The organism is Colwellia sp. E150_009 (assembly GCF_053543955.1).
In genome coordinates this window covers 37,869-57,080 of sequence record NZ_JBHFOM010000027.1, presented here as the reverse complement: position 1 = coordinate 57,080, position 19,212 = coordinate 37,869, and the positions used below count along the sequence as shown (strand labels likewise).

The following is a 19,212-nucleotide window of genomic DNA, read 5'->3' as shown; positions in this document are numbered from 1 at the left end:
AAAGGCTTATATGCGGCGTTATTGATTTTGACAAGGGAATGACCATTCTCTTCAATCAATGCCTTGCCTCTAAGCCTTTTAATTCTCGCTGAGTGGGAAAGAACTTAATCAACTTGGTATTATTAGCCTTTTGTACAAGGCAGAGCTTATGTTGTGTAGTTGTTCAGGACAATAAGCTCCTGCATTGTCTAATAAGCTACATCCATGTAGCGTTACGCTAATAAGCAATAACGCAGTAGAAATGGCTAATAAACGCTGTCCTACGGATTCGTTTAAATGCTTCTTGCTCTTTGTTGCAAGGAATTTACATAGAAAAACTATGCTGTATTCCTAGCGCCGCGATCAAAAAGCATTTAATTCGAACAAAATTTAAACATGAAAGCTCAACAGACCCTAATCTATGATAATGGTTTTACGTTCTGGTGTAGACCATTCAACGTGATATTTTTTACCATCAGGTTTGTCAATACGTTCAAAAGTATGCGCACCAAAAAAGTCACGCTGCCCTTGTAACAGGTTTGCAGGCAATGTTTGACAACGCATGGAATCATAGTAGGACAAAGCCGAGGAAAGTGCACCATTGGGAATGCCAAACATGCTTGCACCACAAACAGCTTTGCGCCAATTTAATTGACGTTCGCTTAATTGTTCAGCAAAAAATTCATCGAGTAATAAATTTTCTAAATTTTCATTACGTTCATAAGCTTGGGTGATTGATTGTAAAAACGTAGCGCGAATAATGCAGCCTGCTCGCCAAATTTTAGCAATACTGGCAAAGTTAAGTGACCAACTATGTTCTTTTTCAGCTAACTTCATTAGCTGAAACCCTTGAGCATAAGCAGAGATTTTAGCGCAATAAACAGCATCATGTAATTCAAGTATATAGGCTTGTTTGTCTTGAATTGACATTGTAACTTGTTCTGGCCCACTTAACATAGGAGAAGCCTTATCACGCAACGATTTAAACGAAGAAATAGAACGCGCATAAACCGCCTGAGCAATCGTGGGTGCAGGACAACCAAGCTCTAAACTGCTCATTGCTGTCCACAACCCAGTGCCTTTTTGCCCTGCTTTGTCTAAAATTAAGTCAACTAAGCTGGTGCCAGTATCAACAGATTTATGACGAAGCACTTCAACACTAATTTCCATTAAATAACTGTCAAGTAATCCATTGTTCCATTGTTCAAAGATGTCAGCAATGTCATTCGCACTTAACCCTAAGCCTGCTTTTAAAATATGATAGGCTTCACAGATAATTTGCATATCTGCATATTCAATTCCGTTATGCACCATTTTTACATAATGACCTGCTCCTGCTGGCCCTATATAAGCAGCACATGGCTCACCATCATTTACAATTTGTCCTGGTTTAGTGCGTTCGATTGGTTTGCCAGTGTTGGCATCAACTTTCGCTGCAATCGCTTCCCAAATAGGTTTAATTCGTGTCCACGCATAAGGAGACCCACTTGGCATTAAAGACGGACCAAATCTTGCCCCTACTTCGCCACCAGAAACCGCCGAAGAAAATAACAAAAAGTTGTTTTGATATTTTTTTTCTCTCGCCACAGTATCAACCCAAAGGCTATTCCCCGTGTCTATCACAATATCGTCTGGTTTAATACCTGCACCTATTAAACTTTCGCACACTTGATCAACAGGAGAGCCAGCAGGTACGCTAAGTACAATAAGGTGGGGTGCTTTTAACTGCGACAATAACTCAGTATAAGATGAACAACCGTATACACGTGCTACGCCCGTAGTATTTTCAACTTTGTCTTGCTCAATTACACCATGAACTTTGTCATTACTTAAGTCAAAAGCAGCAATATTATAGCCATTATCAGCTAAGTTAAGTACAAGGTTTTTGCCCATTACGCCTAAGCCGATAAAACCAATGTCACACAAAACTTTATTCTGTGTCATAAAATTATTTTCCTAAATCAATGCACTACACAGAGAGCTTGCCTTTGTCACAGTGTGCAAAAAATATAAAAAGTGAGTAAATTAGATGTTTGGTAACTTTCAGATCAAAAGCCAAGTTATTCAAACCGAAAGATAAATACCACACAACGAAATTTATTGCATTCTAACACGCAGCAATACCTAAATCATGCAAATAGCGAATAAAAGCACAAAATATACAAACAATTATATGAAATTAGTGTCATAACAGCAAAATAACGTAAAAAAACCAATTAATCTTTACTAATTAGTCCAAATAACTATTTTTAACTTGAATTATTCTCAAAATGATGTAATTTTACTACATATTAGGTTTCTAAGAGGTTTATCATGAAAATTAAAGTTGGCATTAACGGTTTTGGCCGTATCGGTCGTTTTGTATTTAGAGCAGCGGCAGCAAGAGATGATATTGAAGTAGTTGGTATTAATGATTTAATTGATATTGATTACATGGCTTACATGCTTAAGTATGACTCTACTCATGGTCGTTTTAATGGAACGGTTGATGTTATTGACGGAAAATTAATTGTTAATGGTAAAGCAGTTCGTGTTACTGCTGAACGTAATCCTGCTGATTTAAAATGGAATGAAATTGACGTTGATGTCGTCGTTGAATCAACTGGTTTGTTTTTAACCGACGAAACTGCACGTAAGCATATTGAAGCTGGAGCTAAACAAGTTGTACTTTCAGCACCTTCCAAAGATGATACGCCTATGTTTGTTTGTGGCGTTAACTTAACTGAATATGCAGGACAAGACGTTGTGTCTAATGCGTCTTGTACAACTAACTGCTTAGCCCCAATTGCTAAAGTATTAAATGACAACTGGGGCATTAAAGACGGTTTAATGACTACAGTTCATGCAACTACTGCCACACAAAAAACAGTAGATAGCCCATCAGCTAAAGATTGGCGTGGTGGTCGTGGCGCAGGTCAAAACATTATTCCTTCATCAACTGGTGCGGCAAAAGCCGTTGGCAAAGTTATTCCAGCGTTAAATGGTAAGCTTACAGGTATGGCATTTAGAGTACCAACGCCAGATGTGTCTGTTGTAGATTTAACCGTTAATTTAAAAAACCCAGCAAGCTATGACGCTATTTGTCAAGCGATGAGCGCTGCGGCTGAAGGCGAATTAAAAGGTATTTTAGGTTATACCGAAGATGCCGTTGTTTCTAACGATTTTGTTGGTGAAGTATGTACTTCTGTATTTGATGCAAAAGCAGGTATTGCCTTAACGGATACGTTTGTAAAAGTGGTTTCTTGGTATGACAATGAAATTGGCTATTCAAACAAAGTATTAGACTTAGTTAGTTATATTCATAACTATAATAAGTAAGCAATTAAAATAATCATTTTGAAATTACTTTTGTAATTATTAGATCAAAAAACTATTAGATCAAAAAAGGCTAGATGTTACCATTTAGCCTTTTTATTTGAGTTTATTTACTAAGATAATAACAAATAATTTATTTCAGTGTTTTTAACTTATCGATGCATTTATCTGCTCTAACACCAATTGAGGGTCAACCGCTTTAGTAATTGGACGTCCGATCACCAAATAGTCTACGCCAACACGGATAGCTTGCTCTGGTGTCATGATGCGTTGCTGATCATCTTGAGCTGACCCTGCTGGTCTTATACCTGGTGTAATGAGTTTAAACTCTTTCCCAAGAGATAATTTTAACTGCTCAGCTTCCATTGCAGAGCAAACAACACCATCTAAACCACTGTCTTTAGTTAACTTTGCTAAAAAGCTCACTTGCTCAGCGGGTGTTTTATTAATACCTAAACCACGTAAATCACTTTCTGACATACTGGTAAGTACAGTAACAGCAATTAATAAAGGGGCATCATTACCATAAATCTCAAGCGCTTGTTTGGCTTTAGTCATCATTTGACTGCCACCACTGGCATGAACATTAACCATCCACACACCTAAATCAGCCGCTGCGGTAACTGCTTTGGCAACAGTGTTGGGAATGTCATGAAATTTCAAATCAAGAAAAACATCAAACCCCTTCCCTGTTAACGTTTTTACAAACTCAGGCCCAAAGTAGGTAAACATTTCCTTGCCTACTTTTAGTTTACAATCGCTTGGCGAAATTTTATCAACAAACGATAAAGCATCATTTTTCTTATCAAAGTCTAAAGCGACCACTACTTTTGGATCTAACATGGGATTTCCTATTTTCAAATCTTTCTATAACTAACTACTTATTAGTAGAGTCAGTCTCTTTACAATATAAATTACATTAATAAATGTTAGATTCAAAGCTAGTTTCTTCAAGATTGAGGAAAGCGCACGGAGCTGACTTTAGTCAGTGAGTACGGTTGACAAAAATATTGATGAAAGTAGTAAAGAAGCTATTATTTATTCGCCTTCGAGGCCCCGAACTGGTTTAAGTTGCTCCCACTCGTGACACGATGGACAAGACCAATAATGGGTTGAACTATTAAAACCACAATGTCGACAGCTGTATCTATGTTTAATTTTTAAATACTCACCAATTAATTCTTTTATTAAATCTAAACTGGCATTGTTTTCAACATCATCAGTTTGTTTCATTTCCATTTTAACTAAATGCTTAAAACCGCGTATTGTTGGTCTTCGCTTAAGTGCCGATAACATAAATTCTTTTGCTTTTTTATTACCATGCTTTTTTTCTACATGACTCATATATGAAATTAATGCACTAGAACTTGCTGTTTCATCATACACTTTTTTGATAAAACGAAAGAATTCATCGCTGGCATCAAGATCAAGATAACATTGATACATTTGGTCAATAACATCAGGAAAAAACTCTTTATCTTGTTGGTAAATGTCTTGATAACACTTACACGCTAATTCACATTGTTTATGATTTTCATATATTTTTGCCATTAACCAATTAGCTCGACATGAATTAGGGTCAAGTTTAAGGGCTTGTTCAAGTAATTCAATTACTTCAATAAATTTATCTTGTTCAAAAGCACTGGTGGCTTGTTCGCAGTAAAAATTGGCTAAGGTGTGTAATAAACGTTTATCATTTAATTTTACAATCAATTTTTGGTGGCTAATACCTTGTTGCCAATCTTTGGTAGATTGAAAAATTTGTAAAAGGTAGGTTAATGACTTTAAGCCGTAATCTGGCGATTTTAGTAACTTGTTAAACATAGTTTCAGCGCGATCATATAAACCCGCACTTAAAAAATCTTTACCTAACTCGAATACAGCTTGTTGTTTGTTTTTAGTGGGCAGGTTGCCATGACGTACTAAATGTTCATGAACTTTTAATGCACGGTCAAGTTCACCCCGTTTACGAAAAAGATTGGCCATTGCAAAATGTGCTTCAACGCTATCATCTTCAACTTTTAATGCATCTAGCAGTGAATCTATTGCTTTATCTTTTTGGTTCGACAAAAGGTAATTCAAACCAGTAGAGTACTTAATAGACAAGTCTTGTTTTATGGTTTGGTCTTTTTGTTTAATACTGTTTCTACCCATAAACCAACCATAAGCCATGGCGACAGGAAGTAGTAAGAAGAGTAACTCTATCATTTTATCACTTGGGCTTAAGTCTCGGTTGATCGTTTTCTAGCTAAGGATTTTTTCCCTTTACGAATTAATCGCCATATAATTGTAGCAAGAAGCCCAAGCAGAAAACCTATCGCGGTAAACAAGCTAACCGCAGCAGCAATAGACAGTTCTACTCGTGCAATCATATAATTTAAAGAAATAATTTGTTCATTTTGACTACCAAAAACAAAAGCGATTGCGAGTAAAAGTAAAACTAAGAGTAAAGTGAAATAAAGACGCACGTTGATTAATCTCGGTTAGAAGTTATTGGTAAAGGTTACTATAGCATGGATAGCAGATAGATTACGGCACACCAAATAGATGCTATATATTATCTATTTTTTTTAATATTTTTGCAATGCAGAGCCTTGTCCAATATGAAATGAGTCTAAACTAATTACGTATTTCTAACATGAAATGTGTTTAAAGACTCAAATTTTGTTCATGATCATAAGATGAAAGCGATCATGACTATAGAAAATATAAATGCTTAGTTAAAAACCACGCACGATACACTTAAGATAAACAATTAAAATAATACATAAATAAAAAACGGTCTATAAATTTGATTTATTATCAAATTTATAGACCGTTTTAATATGCAATATAAGGGCTAACATACACTACTGTTTGTACATAAAAAAAAACTGTACATTTAAAAGCGTATTCTAGTTAAAGCGCTATATAGTGAGCTAAGTTTAATTAAACTCCTGAAAGATTAACTCTTTCGCGTAACTCTTTACCAGGCTTAAAATGAGGTACGTATTTGCCACTCAACTCAACTGATTCACCTGTTTTAGGGTTTCTACCAACTCTAGGTGCACGATAATGTAATGAAAAACTACCAAACCCTCTGATTTCAATGCGGTCACCTTTAGCTAAAGATTGTGCCATTAACTCTAAGATTTCTTTAATCGATTGTTCTACATCTCTAGCTGACAAATGACTTAATTTATCACCTAGTTTTTCAATGAGTTCTGATTTGGTCATAAGACCTCCAGTATTCATCTAGCTTCGCGCTAATGAGGTTAATATAAGAGGAGAATTATACATTCTCCTCCCCTAGTCTCTTCTTAGTTTAATAAAAACTAGAAAAAGTGCAAAGAAATAAAATAAATTTCTTGTTACAAGTTATTAATTTTTAGCGTTTTTAAACGCTGCAGCCATTGCACTTAAACCTGTTTCTTCAACTTGGTTTAAGTTATCCATAGCTTCACGTTCGTCAGCTTGGTCTTTCGCTTTGATAGATAAGCTAATAGTACGGTTCTTACGATCCACACCCATAAACTTAGCTTCAACGTCATCACCAACTTTTAATACTGTAGATGCATCTTCAACACGTTCTACAGAGATGTCGCTAACACGTAAGTAACCTTCAACACTTTCAGCTAACTCAATTGTAGCGCCTTTAGCATCAACTTCAGTTACCTTACCTGTAACAATAGCACCTTTTTTCTTATCTGTCAGATACATATTGAATGGGTCGTCTTCAGCTTGTTTAACACCTAACGAGATACGCTCACGTTCTGGGTCAACTTGAAGTACGATAGCATCAATTTCATCGCCTTTCTTATAATCACGAACAGCTTCTTCACCGCCAGCCCATGAAATATCAGATAAGTGAACTAAACCATCTATGCCGCCATCAAGACCAATGAAGATACCAAAGTCAGTAATTGACTTGATTTTACCTGATACTTTGTCGCCTTTGTTGAAGTTTTTAGCAAACTCTTCCCAAGGGTTAGCGATACATTGTTTAAGACCTAAAGAAATACGACGACGTTCTTCGTCAATTTCTAATACTAGTACTTCAACAGTGTCACCTAAGTTAACAACTTTAGATGGGTGGATGTTTTTGTTAGTCCAATCCATTTCAGAAACGTGAACTAAACCTTCAACGCCTTCTTGGATTTCAACGAAACAACCGTAGTCAGTTAAGTTAGTTACACGACCAGAAAGTTTAGAACCTTCTGGGTAACGGTTAGCAATTGCTACCCATGGATCTTCGCCTAACTGCTTCATACCTAGAGATACACGAGTACGTTCACGGTCAAATTTCAATACTTTAACTTGAATTTCATCACCAACATTTACAATTTCACTTGGGTGCTTAACGCGTTTCCAAGCCATATCTGTGATGTGAAGTAGGCCGTCAATGCCACCTAAGTCAACGAATGCACCGTAGTCAGTAAGGTTTTTAACGATACCTTTAACTTCTTGGCCTTCTGCTAATGACTCTAGTAATTCATCACGTTCTGCACTGCCTTCAGCTTCGATTACAGCACGACGTGAAACAACGACGTTATTACGCTTTTGATCAAGCTTAATAACTTTGAATTCTAAATCTTTACCTTCAAGGTGAGCTGTGTCACGTACAGGACGAACATCAACTAATGAACCCGGTAAGAAAGCACGGATATTGCTAACTTCAACCGTGAAACCACCTTTAACTTTACCGTTGATAACACCGATAATAGTTTCTTTTTCTTCGTAGGCTTTTTCAAGCACTTGCCATGCTTCGTGACGTTTTGCGTCATCACGTGAAAGCACAGTCTCACCGAAACCATCATCTGTCGCTTTAAGTGATACATCGACTTCATCACCAACAGAAACTTCTACTTCACCAGCAGTGTTTTTAAATTGGTCAATTGAGATCACGCTCTCAGATTTAAGGCCAGCGTCAACAATTACGTTGTCTTTGGTTACTTTTACGATTGTGCCACGGATAATTGAACCCGGGCGAGTTTCGATTTCTTTTAAACTTTCTTCAAAAAGTTGTGCAAAATTTTCAGTCATAACTTGTCTATTAACTCAGTTATTAATCCAATCAACATCATTGTTTCATGGGGTTGTTAAAGTAGCCTCGGTACATCCTTGACGTAGGCTTTAAATAAATTACCGTTACTTAAACTTAAGTTAAATATAAGTAAATGATAAGGTTTTATGTTAATTTTCCATTCGCAAATGAAAGGACTTTATTAACCACTTCTTGTATAGAAAGGCTAGTAGAATCAATAATTAACGCACCCTCTGCTGGAATAAGTGGAGCAACTTCTCTGTTGCGATCACGCTCATCACGCTGACGTATGTCATCCAAAAGGCGCCCGATTTTAACATCAAAGCCTTTCTCTTTCAACTGATTAAATCGTCGTTCAGCCCGCTCTTCAGCGCTTGCAGTTAAAAATACTTTTACAGGGGCTTTAGAAAAAACAATTGTGCCCATGTCTCGGCCATCAGCAACTAAACCTGGCGCAACACTGAACGCACGTTGACGGCGCAATAAGGCTTCTCTAACGCGTGGGAATGCAGCAACTTTAGAGGCTAATGAACCAATTTCTTCGCTGCGAATAGTATCAGTAACATTCTCACCTTCTAAAATTACTTTACTTTCACCTTGGCTGCTAATTTCAAATTGTACATCAAGGTGAGCCGCCATTGGGATCAGTGGCTCTTCATTATCAAGGCTAACGTGGTGGTGCTGTGTTGCAACCGCTAAAACACGGTAAATAGCGCCACTATCAAGTAAGTGCCATCCAAGTTGTTCAGCAACAATTCTAGCCACAGTTCCTTTGCCTGCGCCACTAGGACCATCTATTGTGATTACTGGAACACTTTCCTGCATACATATCTCTCCTAATGTCAAAAATCGGCGGCATTATACGTGATCTAGAGATTAATACCAATGTGATTAAGTTTATTCCTTGCTCTTAGTTATATTTACCTATTTTAGCAAGAAACTTGTGACAATTTATCAAAATAATCAGGGAATGTTTTCGCTGTACATTTAGGATCATTAATTGTGACTGGTGTGTCACTTAGCGCAACAAGCGAAAAACACATAGCAACGCGATGGTCATTGTAAGTATCAATTTCAGCGTGAATTAATGCTTTGGGTGGCGTAATTGATATGTAATCTTCGCCTTCAACCACCTCTGCACCAACTTTTCTTAGCTCTGTCGCCATTGCGGCTAATCTATCGGTTTCTTTTACACGCCAGTTATAAATGTTTCGAATAGTTGTGGTGCCTTTTGCAAATAATGCTGTTGTCGCAATTGTCATAGCAGCATCAGGAATATGATTCATATCCATATCAACCGCCGTTAATGGTTTTCCTACAACAGTAATTGATTCATCATTCCACGTTACTTCAGCGCCCATTTTTTCAAGTACATCAGCAAAATATTTATCGCCTTGAACGCTTAACTTGCCAACACCGTGTACTGTTATTTCTCCACCTTTAATTGCGCCTGCAGCTAAGAAATACGAAGCTGAAGAAGCATCACCTTCTACCATATATTTGGTAACAGCTTGGTAAGATTGATTACCTTTTACCATGAAAGATTGATAACTGTTATTTTGTACTGTTACGCCAAATCTTTTCATGATATCAAGCGTTATATCAATGTAGGGCTTAGAAACTAATTCACCGTCAATGTCTATCCTAGTATCTGTTTTTAATAATGGCGCTATCATCAATATTGCCGTTAAAAACTGACTAGAAATAGAGCCATCGATAGTCACGGTGCTTGCAGATAAGGAGGTACCTTTAATTTTTACTGGCGGATAATCTTTATTTTCTAAATATTGAATATCTGCATTAAGCTGCATTAATGCATTAACCAAGTGACCAATAGGCCTTTCTTTCATTCTTGGTTCACCCGTTAAAATAAATTCACCTTTACTTGCTGCCAGTGCTGCGCACAACGGGCGCATTGCAGTACCCGCATTGCCAAGAAATAATTCTACAGGGTCGCTAACGTTGAAAAAACCATTGTTGCCATTAACCGTACACTCTGTGCCACAATCACTCAGCGTATAGTTAACACCAAGGGTTGTTAAGGCATCCAACATGTACTTAATGTCATCACTGACAAGTAAATTGGTTATTTTGGTCTCGCCATTAGCCAACGCGGCAATTAATAAAGCACGGTTAGATAAACTTTTTGAACCAGGTAAAAAAACCTCACCATTAATTTTATTTATTGGATTTAATATTAGCTGTTCCATGCTATGTGTTTCCTTTTTCAAATTTTTGCATAAAATCAACCAGTGCTTGCACGCCTTCAATGGGCATCGCGTTGTATAAGCTAGCGCGCATACCACCTACGCTTCTATGGCCTTTTAACGCCATCAAACCATTTTCTTCTGCTTGAGTTAAAAATAACTTATTTAAACTTTCATCTTTTAACCAAAAAGGAATATTCATTTTACTGCGATAATGCGCTTCAATATTGTTTTGATAAAAATCGCTTCTGTCAATTGCGCTATACAATAACTCAGCTTTATCTTGATTGATTTTTGCAATAGCTTTGACACCACCTAACGTTTTAAGCCACTGAAAAACTAAACCCGCTAAATACCAAGCATACGTTGGTGGTGTGTTATACATAGAGTCATTATCTGCTGTCGTTTTATAATTCATTATACAAGGTGTTGCTTTTTGAGCATTACCAAGTAAATCTTCACGTACAATGACAATAGTTAAACCTGAAGGGCCAATATTTTTTTGTGCGCCAGCATAAATTAAACCAAATTTTGATACATCCACTTCGTGTGACAAGATAGTTGATGACATATCGGCCACAAGCGGTACCCCGTGAGTATCTGGTATTTCATTAATTTCAATACCATCAACCGTTTCATTAGGACAATAATGTACATAGGCTGCATCGCTATTAAGCGGCCACTTTTCGCTTGGCGTTAGGCTAACTTCGCCATCATTGTGTTCTTCGCGAATATTGATCACGTTAACATCGCCAAAGTTTTTCGCTTCTGCTGCCGCAGCTTTCGACCATGAGCCATTAACAATATAGTCAGCCGACTTTCCAGCAGACAATAAGTTTAATGGCACCGCTGAAAATTGACCACGACCACCGCCATGACAAAATAAGACTTTGTAGTTGTCAGGAATAGCCATAAGATCGCGTAAATCGGCTTCGGCCTGTGCTGCCATTTCAATATAAATAGCGCTACGATGACTCAGTTCCATAACAGAGCAACCCGTATCGCTCCAATTGATAAATTCTTTTTGCGCTTTTGCCATTACAGGTGTAGGTAACATTGCGGGGCCCGCACAAAAATTAAAAACTTCTGACATGATTTCTTCTCAAATGGGTAAATATAAATTATCAAACTTGTTTAATTAGCTCGATATACCTTTTTTCTAAACATAAAAAAAGGCGGTTATTAGCCGCCTTTCAGTAGTGTGCGACCTTTATTCTTTCTCGTCGCCCGATGTACTTTCGTCATCTACTTGCTGGGCGCTTTGCTCAGGGTTGTGTGATGATGAATCATCTGCCACAGCAGAAACATCGGTTTCGCTAACGCCATCAGGGGTTTCTTCTGACGCTATAACAGCAGGCTCTTCTATTTCATCAATACGCTGTAATGCAACAACATGTTCACCCTCAACAGTACGTATTAAGCGTACACCTTGAGTATTACGGCCTATAACGCTCACTTCATTAACACGCGTACGTACTAATGTACCGTTATCCGTAATCACCATGATTTCGTCAAGTTCATCAACTTGTACTGCACCAACAACTTTGCCGTTACGTTCACTCACTTTAATTGAAACAACCCCTTTGGTTGCCCTACTTTTCGCAGGATATTCATTTAAGTCTGTACGTTTACCAAAGCCGTTTTCTGTGATAGTTAATATAGGTCCATCTTTTTTAGGTACGATCAAAGAAACAACTTTTTGGTCCTCTTCTAGTTTCATACCGCGAACACCTGTACCCGTTCTACCGATAGGTTTTAATGCCCAACGTTGTTCGCCTGTTTCAGGATCAAGTTTTATCTCACCTGTTTCACTATCACGTACTTTTTCATTAAAGCGCACCACTTTACCAGCATCAGAGAACAGCATAATGTCGTTATTACCATCGGTAATATCAACACCTATTAGCGTATCGTCATCGCGAAGGTTTAACGCAATAATACCGTTAGCTCGTTGGTTTTTGTATGCGGTTAATGCTGTTTTCTTCACCGTACCTGACGCAGTCGCCATGATAATATATTTATCTTCGGCGTATTCACGTACAGGTAAAATGGCAGTAATATGTTCATCATCTTCTAATGGTAAAATATTGACAATTGGACGACCACGCGCGGTTCTACTTGCTAATGGTAACTGATACACTTTAAGCCAATACAGTTTACCTCTATCAGAGAAGCATAATATAGTGTCATGAGTATTGGCCACTAACAAGCGCTCAATGAAATCTTCTTCTTTCATTTTAGTCGCAGCTTTACCTTTACCACCACGACGCTGTGCTTCATAGTCACTTAATACTTGATATTTTACATAACCTTCATGAGAAAGGGTAACAACAACATCTTCTTCTGTGATGAGATCTTCTAGCGATAAATCATGAGAAGCATTAGTAATTTCAGTACGACGTTCATCACCAAATTCATCTCGTATCGCAACAAGTTCTTCACAGATTACTTCCATTAAACGTTCAGGACTGCCTAAAATATGCATTAATTCAGCAATTAGGTCTAATAACTCTTTGTACTCATTTAGAATTTTTTCGTGTTCAAGGCCACTTAATTTATAAAGTTGTAGCTCAACAATTGCTTTTGCTTGCACTGGTGTTAAATAGTATTTGTTATCACGAATACCAAATTGTGGTTCAAGCCACTCAGGACGAGCTGCATGCGTACCTGCGCGCTCTAACATAGCGCTAACATTACCTAAATCCCAACCTTGAGCAACTAATTGTTCTTCTGCTTCTTTTCTTGAAGGTGAAGTTTTCACCAACTCAATAATCGGTTCAATATTGGCAAGGGCAATTGATAAACCTTCGAGTATATGGGCTCTATCGCGAGCTTTTCTTAATTCAAAAATAGTACGACGTGTAACCACTTCACGACGATGTAATACAAACTCTTCAAGCATTTCTTTTAGGTTAAATATTTTTGGTTGGCCATTTCCTAATGCCACCATATTAAAACCAAAAGACACCTGCATTTGAGTGAGTTTATATAAGTTATTTAAAACAACTTCGCCGACGTCACCACGTTTGATTTCAATAACCATACGCATGCCGTCTTTATCTGACTCATCACGTAAAGCTGAAATACCTTCAAGACGTTTTTCTTTAACAAGCTCTGCCATTTTTTCAATAAGGCGCGCTTTGTTCACTTGATAAGGCAATTCATGCACAATGATTGTTTCTTTACCAGAAGTTTCATGCACTTCAATTTCAGCACGAGCGCGAATTTTTATTTTACCACGACCTGTACGGTATGCTTCTTCAATACCCGCACGGCCACTAATAATAGCTGCGGTAGGGAAATCTGGGCCTGGAATATGCGTTAATAATTCTTCACAAGTAATATCACTATTTTCTATTAATGCTAAACAACCATTAATCACTTCTGTTAAATTATGTGGTGGAATATTGGTAGCCATACCAACAGCAATACCAGAGCCACCATTCACTAATAATGTAGGAATACGTGTTGGCATAACGGCTGGAATAAATTCTGTACCATCATAGTTAGGTACAAAATCAACCGTTTCTTTATCTAAGTCAGCCAAAATTGCATGTGAAATTTTAGCCATTCTAATTTCGGTATAACGCATTGCCGCCGCGCTATCACCATCAACTGAACCGAAATTACCTTGACCATCCACTAGCATATAACGCATAGAGAACGGTTGTGCCATACGAACAATCGTGTCGTATACAGCAGTATCACCATGCGGGTGATATTTACCTATTACATCACCAACCACACGAGCCGATTTTTTATAAGCTTTGTTCCAATCATTACCTAAAACATCCATTGCGAATAATACGCGGCGATGAACAGGTTTTAATCCATCACGCACATCAGGCAACGCACGCCCAACAATAACGCTCATAGCATAATCTAGATAGGAGGTTTTTAACTCATCTTCAATATTTACTGGAACTATTTCTTTGGCCAGATCTGACATAAATAGACGTTTCCCTTAACTTAAAATGTAACTTTAAAATCACACGATTTTTATTATTATCTTTTCATAAAAAAGATGTAAATCAACGCAGCATACTAGCACAAATTTGAGTGATGCCAAACTGCTTTATTCGCCCAATAACAAGGAGGTGGGGTGTCATAATAAAAGTGGTGCTAAAAGCAGCACAATTCACGAATAATTGATCTATTTCGTTTCTTTATTCATTGTTGCCTCTTTGCTTAATTACTGCTTTCGTTTAGAATCATGTCAATCAAAAATCAACCAGACATATCCACGACTATGACCACGACAGAAATTAATGATGAGCCTAATGTAAATGAAGCTGAAATTGAAAAATTTGAACAAATAGCAGGTCAATGGTGGGATCTATCAGGTGACTTTAAACCTTTGCATCAAGTAAACCCATTAAGAGTACAATTTATTTGTCAGCACATGAGTGAACAACAAAGTGAACTTTTTTCTAAAAACGTAATAGATGTAGGTTGTGGTGGCGGTATATTGTCAGAATCTCTCGCTAAACTTGGCGCAAATGTTACGGGTATTGATATGGGCAATGAACCCCTTAATGTTGCTAAGTTACATGCGCTTGAATCAGGCTTAAGCATAAACTATGAAAAAATAACAGCCGAAGAAAAAGCACTACAATGTCACGAACAATTTGACATGGTAACGTGCATGGAAATGTTAGAGCATGTGCCTGACCCAGCGTCAATTGTTAACGCCTGTGCAAATTTAGTAAAACCAGGTGGTTTAGTGTTTTTTTCCACGTTAAATAAAACCATAAAGTCTTACCTTCTTGCTATTTTGGCTGCGGAAAAAATATTTAAATTAGTACCTGATGGCACGCATGAACATGAAAAGTTTATAAAACCTTCTCAGCTTATTCAGTGGGCCGCTGAAAGTGGATTAAATTGTATTGATGCTAGCGGTATTCATTACAATCCTATTTCTGAAAATCATAAGCTTACCTCAAGCTTAGAAGTTAACTATATTTTATGTTGTCAAAAAGTATAATGCCCTCACAGCGTTCTACAGCGCTGCTTAATACTTAACATAAACAGCTGTATTTAAAAATAATTTAGTAACTTTTTATAATAGTCGTTATTGCTATATAAGGATGAATGACTACCTTCAGCAATAACCTTTCCTTGTTCCATAACCACAATTTTATCCATTTTATCTAACATCAAAGGTTTATGCGTAATAACCACTAACGTTTGTTGTTGCGCCTTTACATGGGTGAGGATATTCGTCATTATTTGTTCTTCGTTACGCCTGTCTAACCCTTTCGTTGGCTCATCTAAAATAAGCACTTTGGCGTTACGAAGTAATAGCTGAGCTATTTGTAATTTCTGTTTTTGGCCACCTGATAGGCCAAGCCCAGTAGAACCTAACCAAGTGTTGAAACCATCTGATAGGCTATTAATAAAATCCGTTAAATTAACTAATTCGCACACATGATACATTTCATCTAACGTCACATCTGCTTTAGCTAAACGTAAATTATCTGCAATACTGGCATCAAAGAGATGACCTTGTTGGCTCATTAAAGCAATATGTTGTCGTAAAGATTCATGATCTATCAAACTTAAATCACTATCAGCTATAGTAATTCTACCTTTATTACTCACTTTAGTAACATCGTTTAATATTGTACTTTTACTCACAAACGCTGCACCTGTAGGCCAAAATCCCATCAACAAGTTGACTAAAGTTGATTTACCTGCACCACTTGCGCCAATAATCGCTATTTTTTCGCCAACCTTAATCGATAAATTTATATTAAACAAACTCGCTGTTTCTTGTTCTGGGTAACTAAAGGTTAAATTTTCAAAGTGAATATCCCCCTGTTTCACACATTGCAATCCCTTACCAACAAGTCCTCCTTTTTCACTCAGTGTTTGTGTTGGTTTTTCTTTATCAATAATTTCAAACAATCGTGCAGCACTGGCTAAACTTTGCGGCAATAACTGTAGAGCTAATGGCATGGTGCTAACACTTTCAAAACTAACCAGAACTAACAAAAGTATTGCCACTAAATATTTAATATCAATTGTATTCGCTGCTACTTGAGGTAATAAAATAATTAAACAGGCTAATGCTGAAAAATGAATAAGTAAAAATATTAACACATTGGTAGCCGCGTTAATTTTTACTAAACGATACCTTAGATCATAATATTGCTTTGTCATCTTTGCTATTGAGCGCTGGTAAGGAATAGCGACTTGATAAACTAACAAGGTTTTAATCGCATTAACGCCTACAATCAAGGCTTGCGTAAGTTCACTTTCTAAATTAACTTTTTCTTTAGCTAGCCCTGCTGAAGCCAAATAACTAAACATTGGTAAAATAAAAGCGACTAATAATAGTGCAACTAACATTACCCAAGCAATAGTTGAAGATAAAATAGCTAGGGCATAACAAATAATTGGTACCGAAATAAAAACAACAACGATAGGTAATAAAATTCGCAAATAAAAATTATCTAAATTATCAATATCTTGCTGGAGTCGCGCTAACAAATCACCTGAACGTAAATCAACACGGTAGTAAGGCAGTAAAGGTTCAAGCTGTTGATAAAAATAATACCGTAAATGTGATAACGCATTAAATGTCGCTCTATGTGTTAGCATACGTTCTGTATAACGACCTGCTGTGCGCACTATTGCCAAAAACCTAATAATGGCTGCTGGCGTAAAGTAATTAACAGTTATACCTGTTACACCTGCTACCGCCATAAGCGTAATAAACCAGCCTGATAGGGCTAATAAACTGATATTCGCTAAAATAGTCATTACAGAAACTAATGCACCCAGCAACATTAAAGGCAATTGCGGTTTAAATAAGCCAAGTAAACGGAAAAATTCTTTCATCTAAATACTCACCTGCTGGGCATAATAACCATTATGCGATAAAAGCGCTTGATGTGAACCTGATTCAATTATTTTACCTTGCTCAAGTACTATAATTTCTTTAGCATCAATCACTGTATGCAAACGGTGCGCTATAACAATGACTAGATGTTCGGCTGCATAAGCTTTGATAGAGGCAGTAATAATTTTTTCAGTTTCTTGATCAAGGTGACTAGTTGGCTCATCAAGAATCAATACATCAGGTTTATGATAAAATACTCGGGCTAAGGCCAAACGCTGTGCTTGGCCACCTGAAAGCCCTGCTCCCGATTCACCAATAACACTATCAACACCTTGTTCTAATGTATTAACAAAATCGTTTAACCCCGCGTTTTTCAGCGCCTCAACTACTTGATGTTGATCGTAATTTTCTGACAATGCGATATTAAACCCTAATGAACCATGAAAAATTTCTACTTGTTGTGATATCCAGCCACAATATTGTAACCAGTTATCACGGTTTTTAGCGGTTAACGCATTATTGTTTATCAGGACTTGACCTGAACTTGGTTGAACGAAGCCTAATATCATATCCACCAAGGTTGATTTTCCCGCCCCACTTTCGCCAATAAGCGCATACAAGCCTTTAGAAGAAAATTGTATATTGATTTGGGACAATGTATTGCTACGCTCAGGGTAAGCAAAATCAACTTGCTGTAAACCAATATTGAATGGCGCTGTAAATAGTTGTGTGGAAGCATTTTTTATTTGCGGTTGGCTAAGAACTTCAACCAGATCTTCTGCTGCAGTAACACCAGCCATTTTGGCATGATATTGAGTACCAAGTTGCCTAAATGGCAAGTAAAATTCGGGAGCAAGCAATAATACCCATAAAGCAAATACATAGTCTACATCGCCATAATACAAACGAAAACCTAATACCACTGCAACCAAAGCAATTGAAATTGAAGCTAAAAACTCTAAAACAAATGAAGAAAGAAAAGCGACTTTTAAAATCCCCATTGTTTCATCACCATAATCATCACTAATTTTTTTTACCGCAGCGATTTCCCTTCGTGATGCATTAAATATTTTAAGTTGTGTTATACCTTGAATAATATCGAAAAAATGACTACTCATGCGCTGTAGTTTCGCCCAATGCGTTTGATTTAAGCGTTGTGCTTTATGTCCTATTAGGATCATAAAAAAGGGTACCATTGGCGCAGTAAATAATAAGATTAATCCAGATTGCCAATCAATGGGAAACACAGCAATAAGTATAGCGAGAGGGATAACAGTGCAATAAGCAATAACAGGAAGATACCCAGCAAAATAATCTTCTAATGAATCAATCCCCTGATATAATAACTGCCCTATTTTAGCCCCACCTTTCGCTTGAGTGTATGAAGGGCCCAGTTGTAATAACCTATTTAGTATTCGCGAACGAATATTGGCTTTAATATCCATAGCCCCACGGCGGCTATAACATTCACTAAGATAACCTAATAGAGCACGACAAAAGATGATAAAACTAATAGCAATAATTGCTAGCGTAATGTCTGAGAAGTAACTATTGGAGAATAATTCCTGCGTAAAAGTATCATTATCAAGCAATTTAGATGTATTTAAATCATCCGTTATCGCTAACTTATCTTGTGGAAATATCACCAAGTTTATTAGGTAGGCAAACATTGCTGTTTGCACTACCATTAAAAGACCATTCACAGCCCCGAAAGCAATAGCACGACTTAATTTGCCATGAGCATATTTTTTTTGAGATTTAAGCCAATGATTAACGTGTTTTTGTTGCTGATCATGCTTCTTTCTCATCTTAATCTACTTTTCAATGTGCTTTATGGCTTATCT

14 protein-coding genes are annotated in these 19,212 nt (G+C 37.1%); 2 read left to right on the top strand and 12 right to left on the bottom strand.

What is annotated here, in order from left to right:
- Positions 1 to 393: 393 nt before the first annotated feature.
- Positions 394 to 1,923 carry an NADP-dependent phosphogluconate dehydrogenase gene (gene gndA / locus ACE1OF_RS12725; RefSeq protein WP_448894951.1) on the bottom strand — a complete coding sequence of 510 codons (1,530 nt, stop codon included), beginning with the start codon at positions 1,921 to 1,923 and terminating at the stop codon, positions 394 to 396.
- 369 nt (positions 1,924 to 2,292) lie between these two features.
- Between gndA and gap the strand changes: the two genes are divergently transcribed.
- Positions 2,293 to 3,297, top strand: coding sequence for a type I glyceraldehyde-3-phosphate dehydrogenase (gap, locus tag ACE1OF_RS12720; RefSeq protein WP_448894950.1), 1,005 nt, complete (start codon positions 2,293 to 2,295; stop codon positions 3,295 to 3,297).
- A gap of 144 nt (positions 3,298 to 3,441) precedes the next feature.
- Here gap and pyrF read toward each other — a convergent pair whose 3' ends face one another.
- From pyrF to gyrA, 9 genes are all read right to left on the bottom strand, one after another.
- Positions 3,442 to 4,137 (bottom strand): orotidine-5'-phosphate decarboxylase, encoded by a 696-nt coding sequence (pyrF, locus tag ACE1OF_RS12715; RefSeq protein WP_448894949.1) that lies wholly within the window; start codon positions 4,135 to 4,137, stop codon positions 3,442 to 3,444.
- Positions 4,138 to 4,332: 195 nt separating this feature from the next.
- Complete coding sequence (lapB, locus tag ACE1OF_RS12710) at positions 4,333 to 5,502, bottom strand: lipopolysaccharide assembly protein LapB (protein WP_448894948.1); 1,170 nt, start codon at positions 5,500 to 5,502, stop codon at positions 4,333 to 4,335.
- Between the two features lie 14 nt (positions 5,503 to 5,516).
- Positions 5,517 to 5,762, bottom strand: coding sequence for a lipopolysaccharide assembly protein LapA domain-containing protein (locus ACE1OF_RS12705; protein ID WP_448894947.1), 246 nt, complete (start codon positions 5,760 to 5,762; stop codon positions 5,517 to 5,519).
- Positions 5,763 to 6,222: 460 nt separating this feature from the next.
- Positions 6,223 to 6,510: an integration host factor subunit beta gene (gene ihfB, locus ACE1OF_RS12700; RefSeq protein ID WP_448894946.1), complete on the bottom strand. Its 288-nt coding sequence runs from the start codon at positions 6,508 to 6,510 to the stop codon at positions 6,223 to 6,225.
- Between the two features lie 144 nt (positions 6,511 to 6,654).
- On the bottom strand, positions 6,655 to 8,316 hold the full coding sequence (rpsA, locus tag ACE1OF_RS12695) for a 30S ribosomal protein S1 (RefSeq protein ID WP_448894945.1): 1,662 nt from the start codon (positions 8,314 to 8,316) through the stop codon (positions 6,655 to 6,657).
- Between the two features lie 145 nt (positions 8,317 to 8,461).
- Positions 8,462 to 9,142, bottom strand: a complete 681-nt coding sequence (gene cmk, locus ACE1OF_RS12690) for a (d)CMP kinase (RefSeq protein ID WP_448894944.1) — start codon at positions 9,140 to 9,142, stop codon at positions 8,462 to 8,464.
- A 104-nt stretch (positions 9,143 to 9,246) separates the two neighbouring features.
- The gene (gene aroA / locus ACE1OF_RS12685) at positions 9,247 to 10,527 is read right to left on the bottom strand and encodes a 3-phosphoshikimate 1-carboxyvinyltransferase (RefSeq protein WP_448894943.1); all 1,281 of its coding nucleotides are present in this window, start codon (positions 10,525 to 10,527) and stop codon (positions 9,247 to 9,249) included.
- Position 10,528: 1 nt separating this feature from the next.
- Positions 10,529 to 11,617 carry a 3-phosphoserine/phosphohydroxythreonine transaminase gene (serC, locus tag ACE1OF_RS12680; RefSeq protein WP_448894942.1) on the bottom strand — a complete coding sequence of 363 codons (1,089 nt, stop codon included), beginning with the start codon at positions 11,615 to 11,617 and terminating at the stop codon, positions 10,529 to 10,531.
- A 117-nt stretch (positions 11,618 to 11,734) separates the two neighbouring features.
- Positions 11,735 to 14,473 carry a DNA topoisomerase (ATP-hydrolyzing) subunit A gene (gyrA, locus tag ACE1OF_RS12675; protein WP_448894941.1) on the bottom strand — a complete coding sequence of 913 codons (2,739 nt, stop codon included), beginning with the start codon at positions 14,471 to 14,473 and terminating at the stop codon, positions 11,735 to 11,737.
- Positions 14,474 to 14,788: 315 nt separating this feature from the next.
- On the opposite strand from gyrA, the gene ubiG reads away from it, so the two are divergent.
- A complete protein-coding gene (ubiG, locus tag ACE1OF_RS12670) occupies positions 14,789 to 15,508 on the top strand; it encodes a bifunctional 2-polyprenyl-6-hydroxyphenol methylase/3-demethylubiquinol 3-O-methyltransferase UbiG (RefSeq protein ID WP_448894954.1) in 720 nt (239 codons plus the stop codon).
- Between the two features lie 53 nt (positions 15,509 to 15,561).
- On the opposite strand, the gene ACE1OF_RS12665 is transcribed toward ubiG, so the two are convergent.
- Positions 15,562 to 17,367: an amino acid ABC transporter ATP-binding/permease protein gene (locus tag ACE1OF_RS12665; protein ID WP_448894940.1), complete on the bottom strand. Its 1,806-nt coding sequence runs from the start codon at positions 17,365 to 17,367 to the stop codon at positions 15,562 to 15,564.
- Positions 17,368 to 19,176: a thiol reductant ABC exporter subunit CydD gene (gene cydD / locus ACE1OF_RS12660; RefSeq protein WP_448894939.1), complete on the bottom strand. Its 1,809-nt coding sequence runs from the start codon at positions 19,174 to 19,176 to the stop codon at positions 17,368 to 17,370.
- Positions 19,177 to 19,212 lie beyond the last annotated feature (36 nt).

Bases quoted from the DNA above. Each gene is read 5' to 3' on its own strand.
- gndA (WP_448894951.1), bottom strand. From the start codon at position 1,923: ATGACACAGAATAAAGTTTTGTGTGACATTGGTTTTATCGGCTTAGGC.
- lapB (WP_448894948.1), bottom strand. From the start codon at position 5,502: ATGATAGAGTTACTCTTCTTACTACTTCCTGTCGCCATGGCTTATGGT.
- ihfB (WP_448894946.1), bottom strand. From the start codon at position 6,510: ATGACCAAATCAGAACTCATTGAAAAACTAGGTGATAAATTAAGTCAT.
- rpsA (WP_448894945.1), bottom strand. From the start codon at position 8,316: ATGACTGAAAATTTTGCACAACTTTTTGAAGAAAGTTTAAAAGAAATC.
- ACE1OF_RS12665 (WP_448894940.1), bottom strand. From the start codon at position 17,367: ATGAAAGAATTTTTCCGTTTACTTGGCTTATTTAAACCGCAATTGCCT.
- gap (WP_448894950.1), top strand. From the start codon at position 2,293: ATGAAAATTAAAGTTGGCATTAACGGTTTTGGCCGTATCGGTCGTTTT.
- cmk (WP_448894944.1), bottom strand. From the start codon at position 9,142: ATGCAGGAAAGTGTTCCAGTAATCACAATAGATGGTCCTAGTGGCGCA.
- gyrA (WP_448894941.1), bottom strand. From the start codon at position 14,473: ATGTCAGATCTGGCCAAAGAAATAGTTCCAGTAAATATTGAAGATGAG.
- serC (WP_448894942.1), bottom strand. From the start codon at position 11,617: ATGTCAGAAGTTTTTAATTTTTGTGCGGGCCCCGCAATGTTACCTACA.
- cydD (WP_448894939.1), bottom strand. From the start codon at position 19,176: ATGAGAAAGAAGCATGATCAGCAACAAAAACACGTTAATCATTGGCTT.
- aroA (WP_448894943.1), bottom strand. From the start codon at position 10,527: ATGGAACAGCTAATATTAAATCCAATAAATAAAATTAATGGTGAGGTT.
- pyrF (WP_448894949.1), bottom strand. From the start codon at position 4,137: ATGTTAGATCCAAAAGTAGTGGTCGCTTTAGACTTTGATAAGAAAAAT.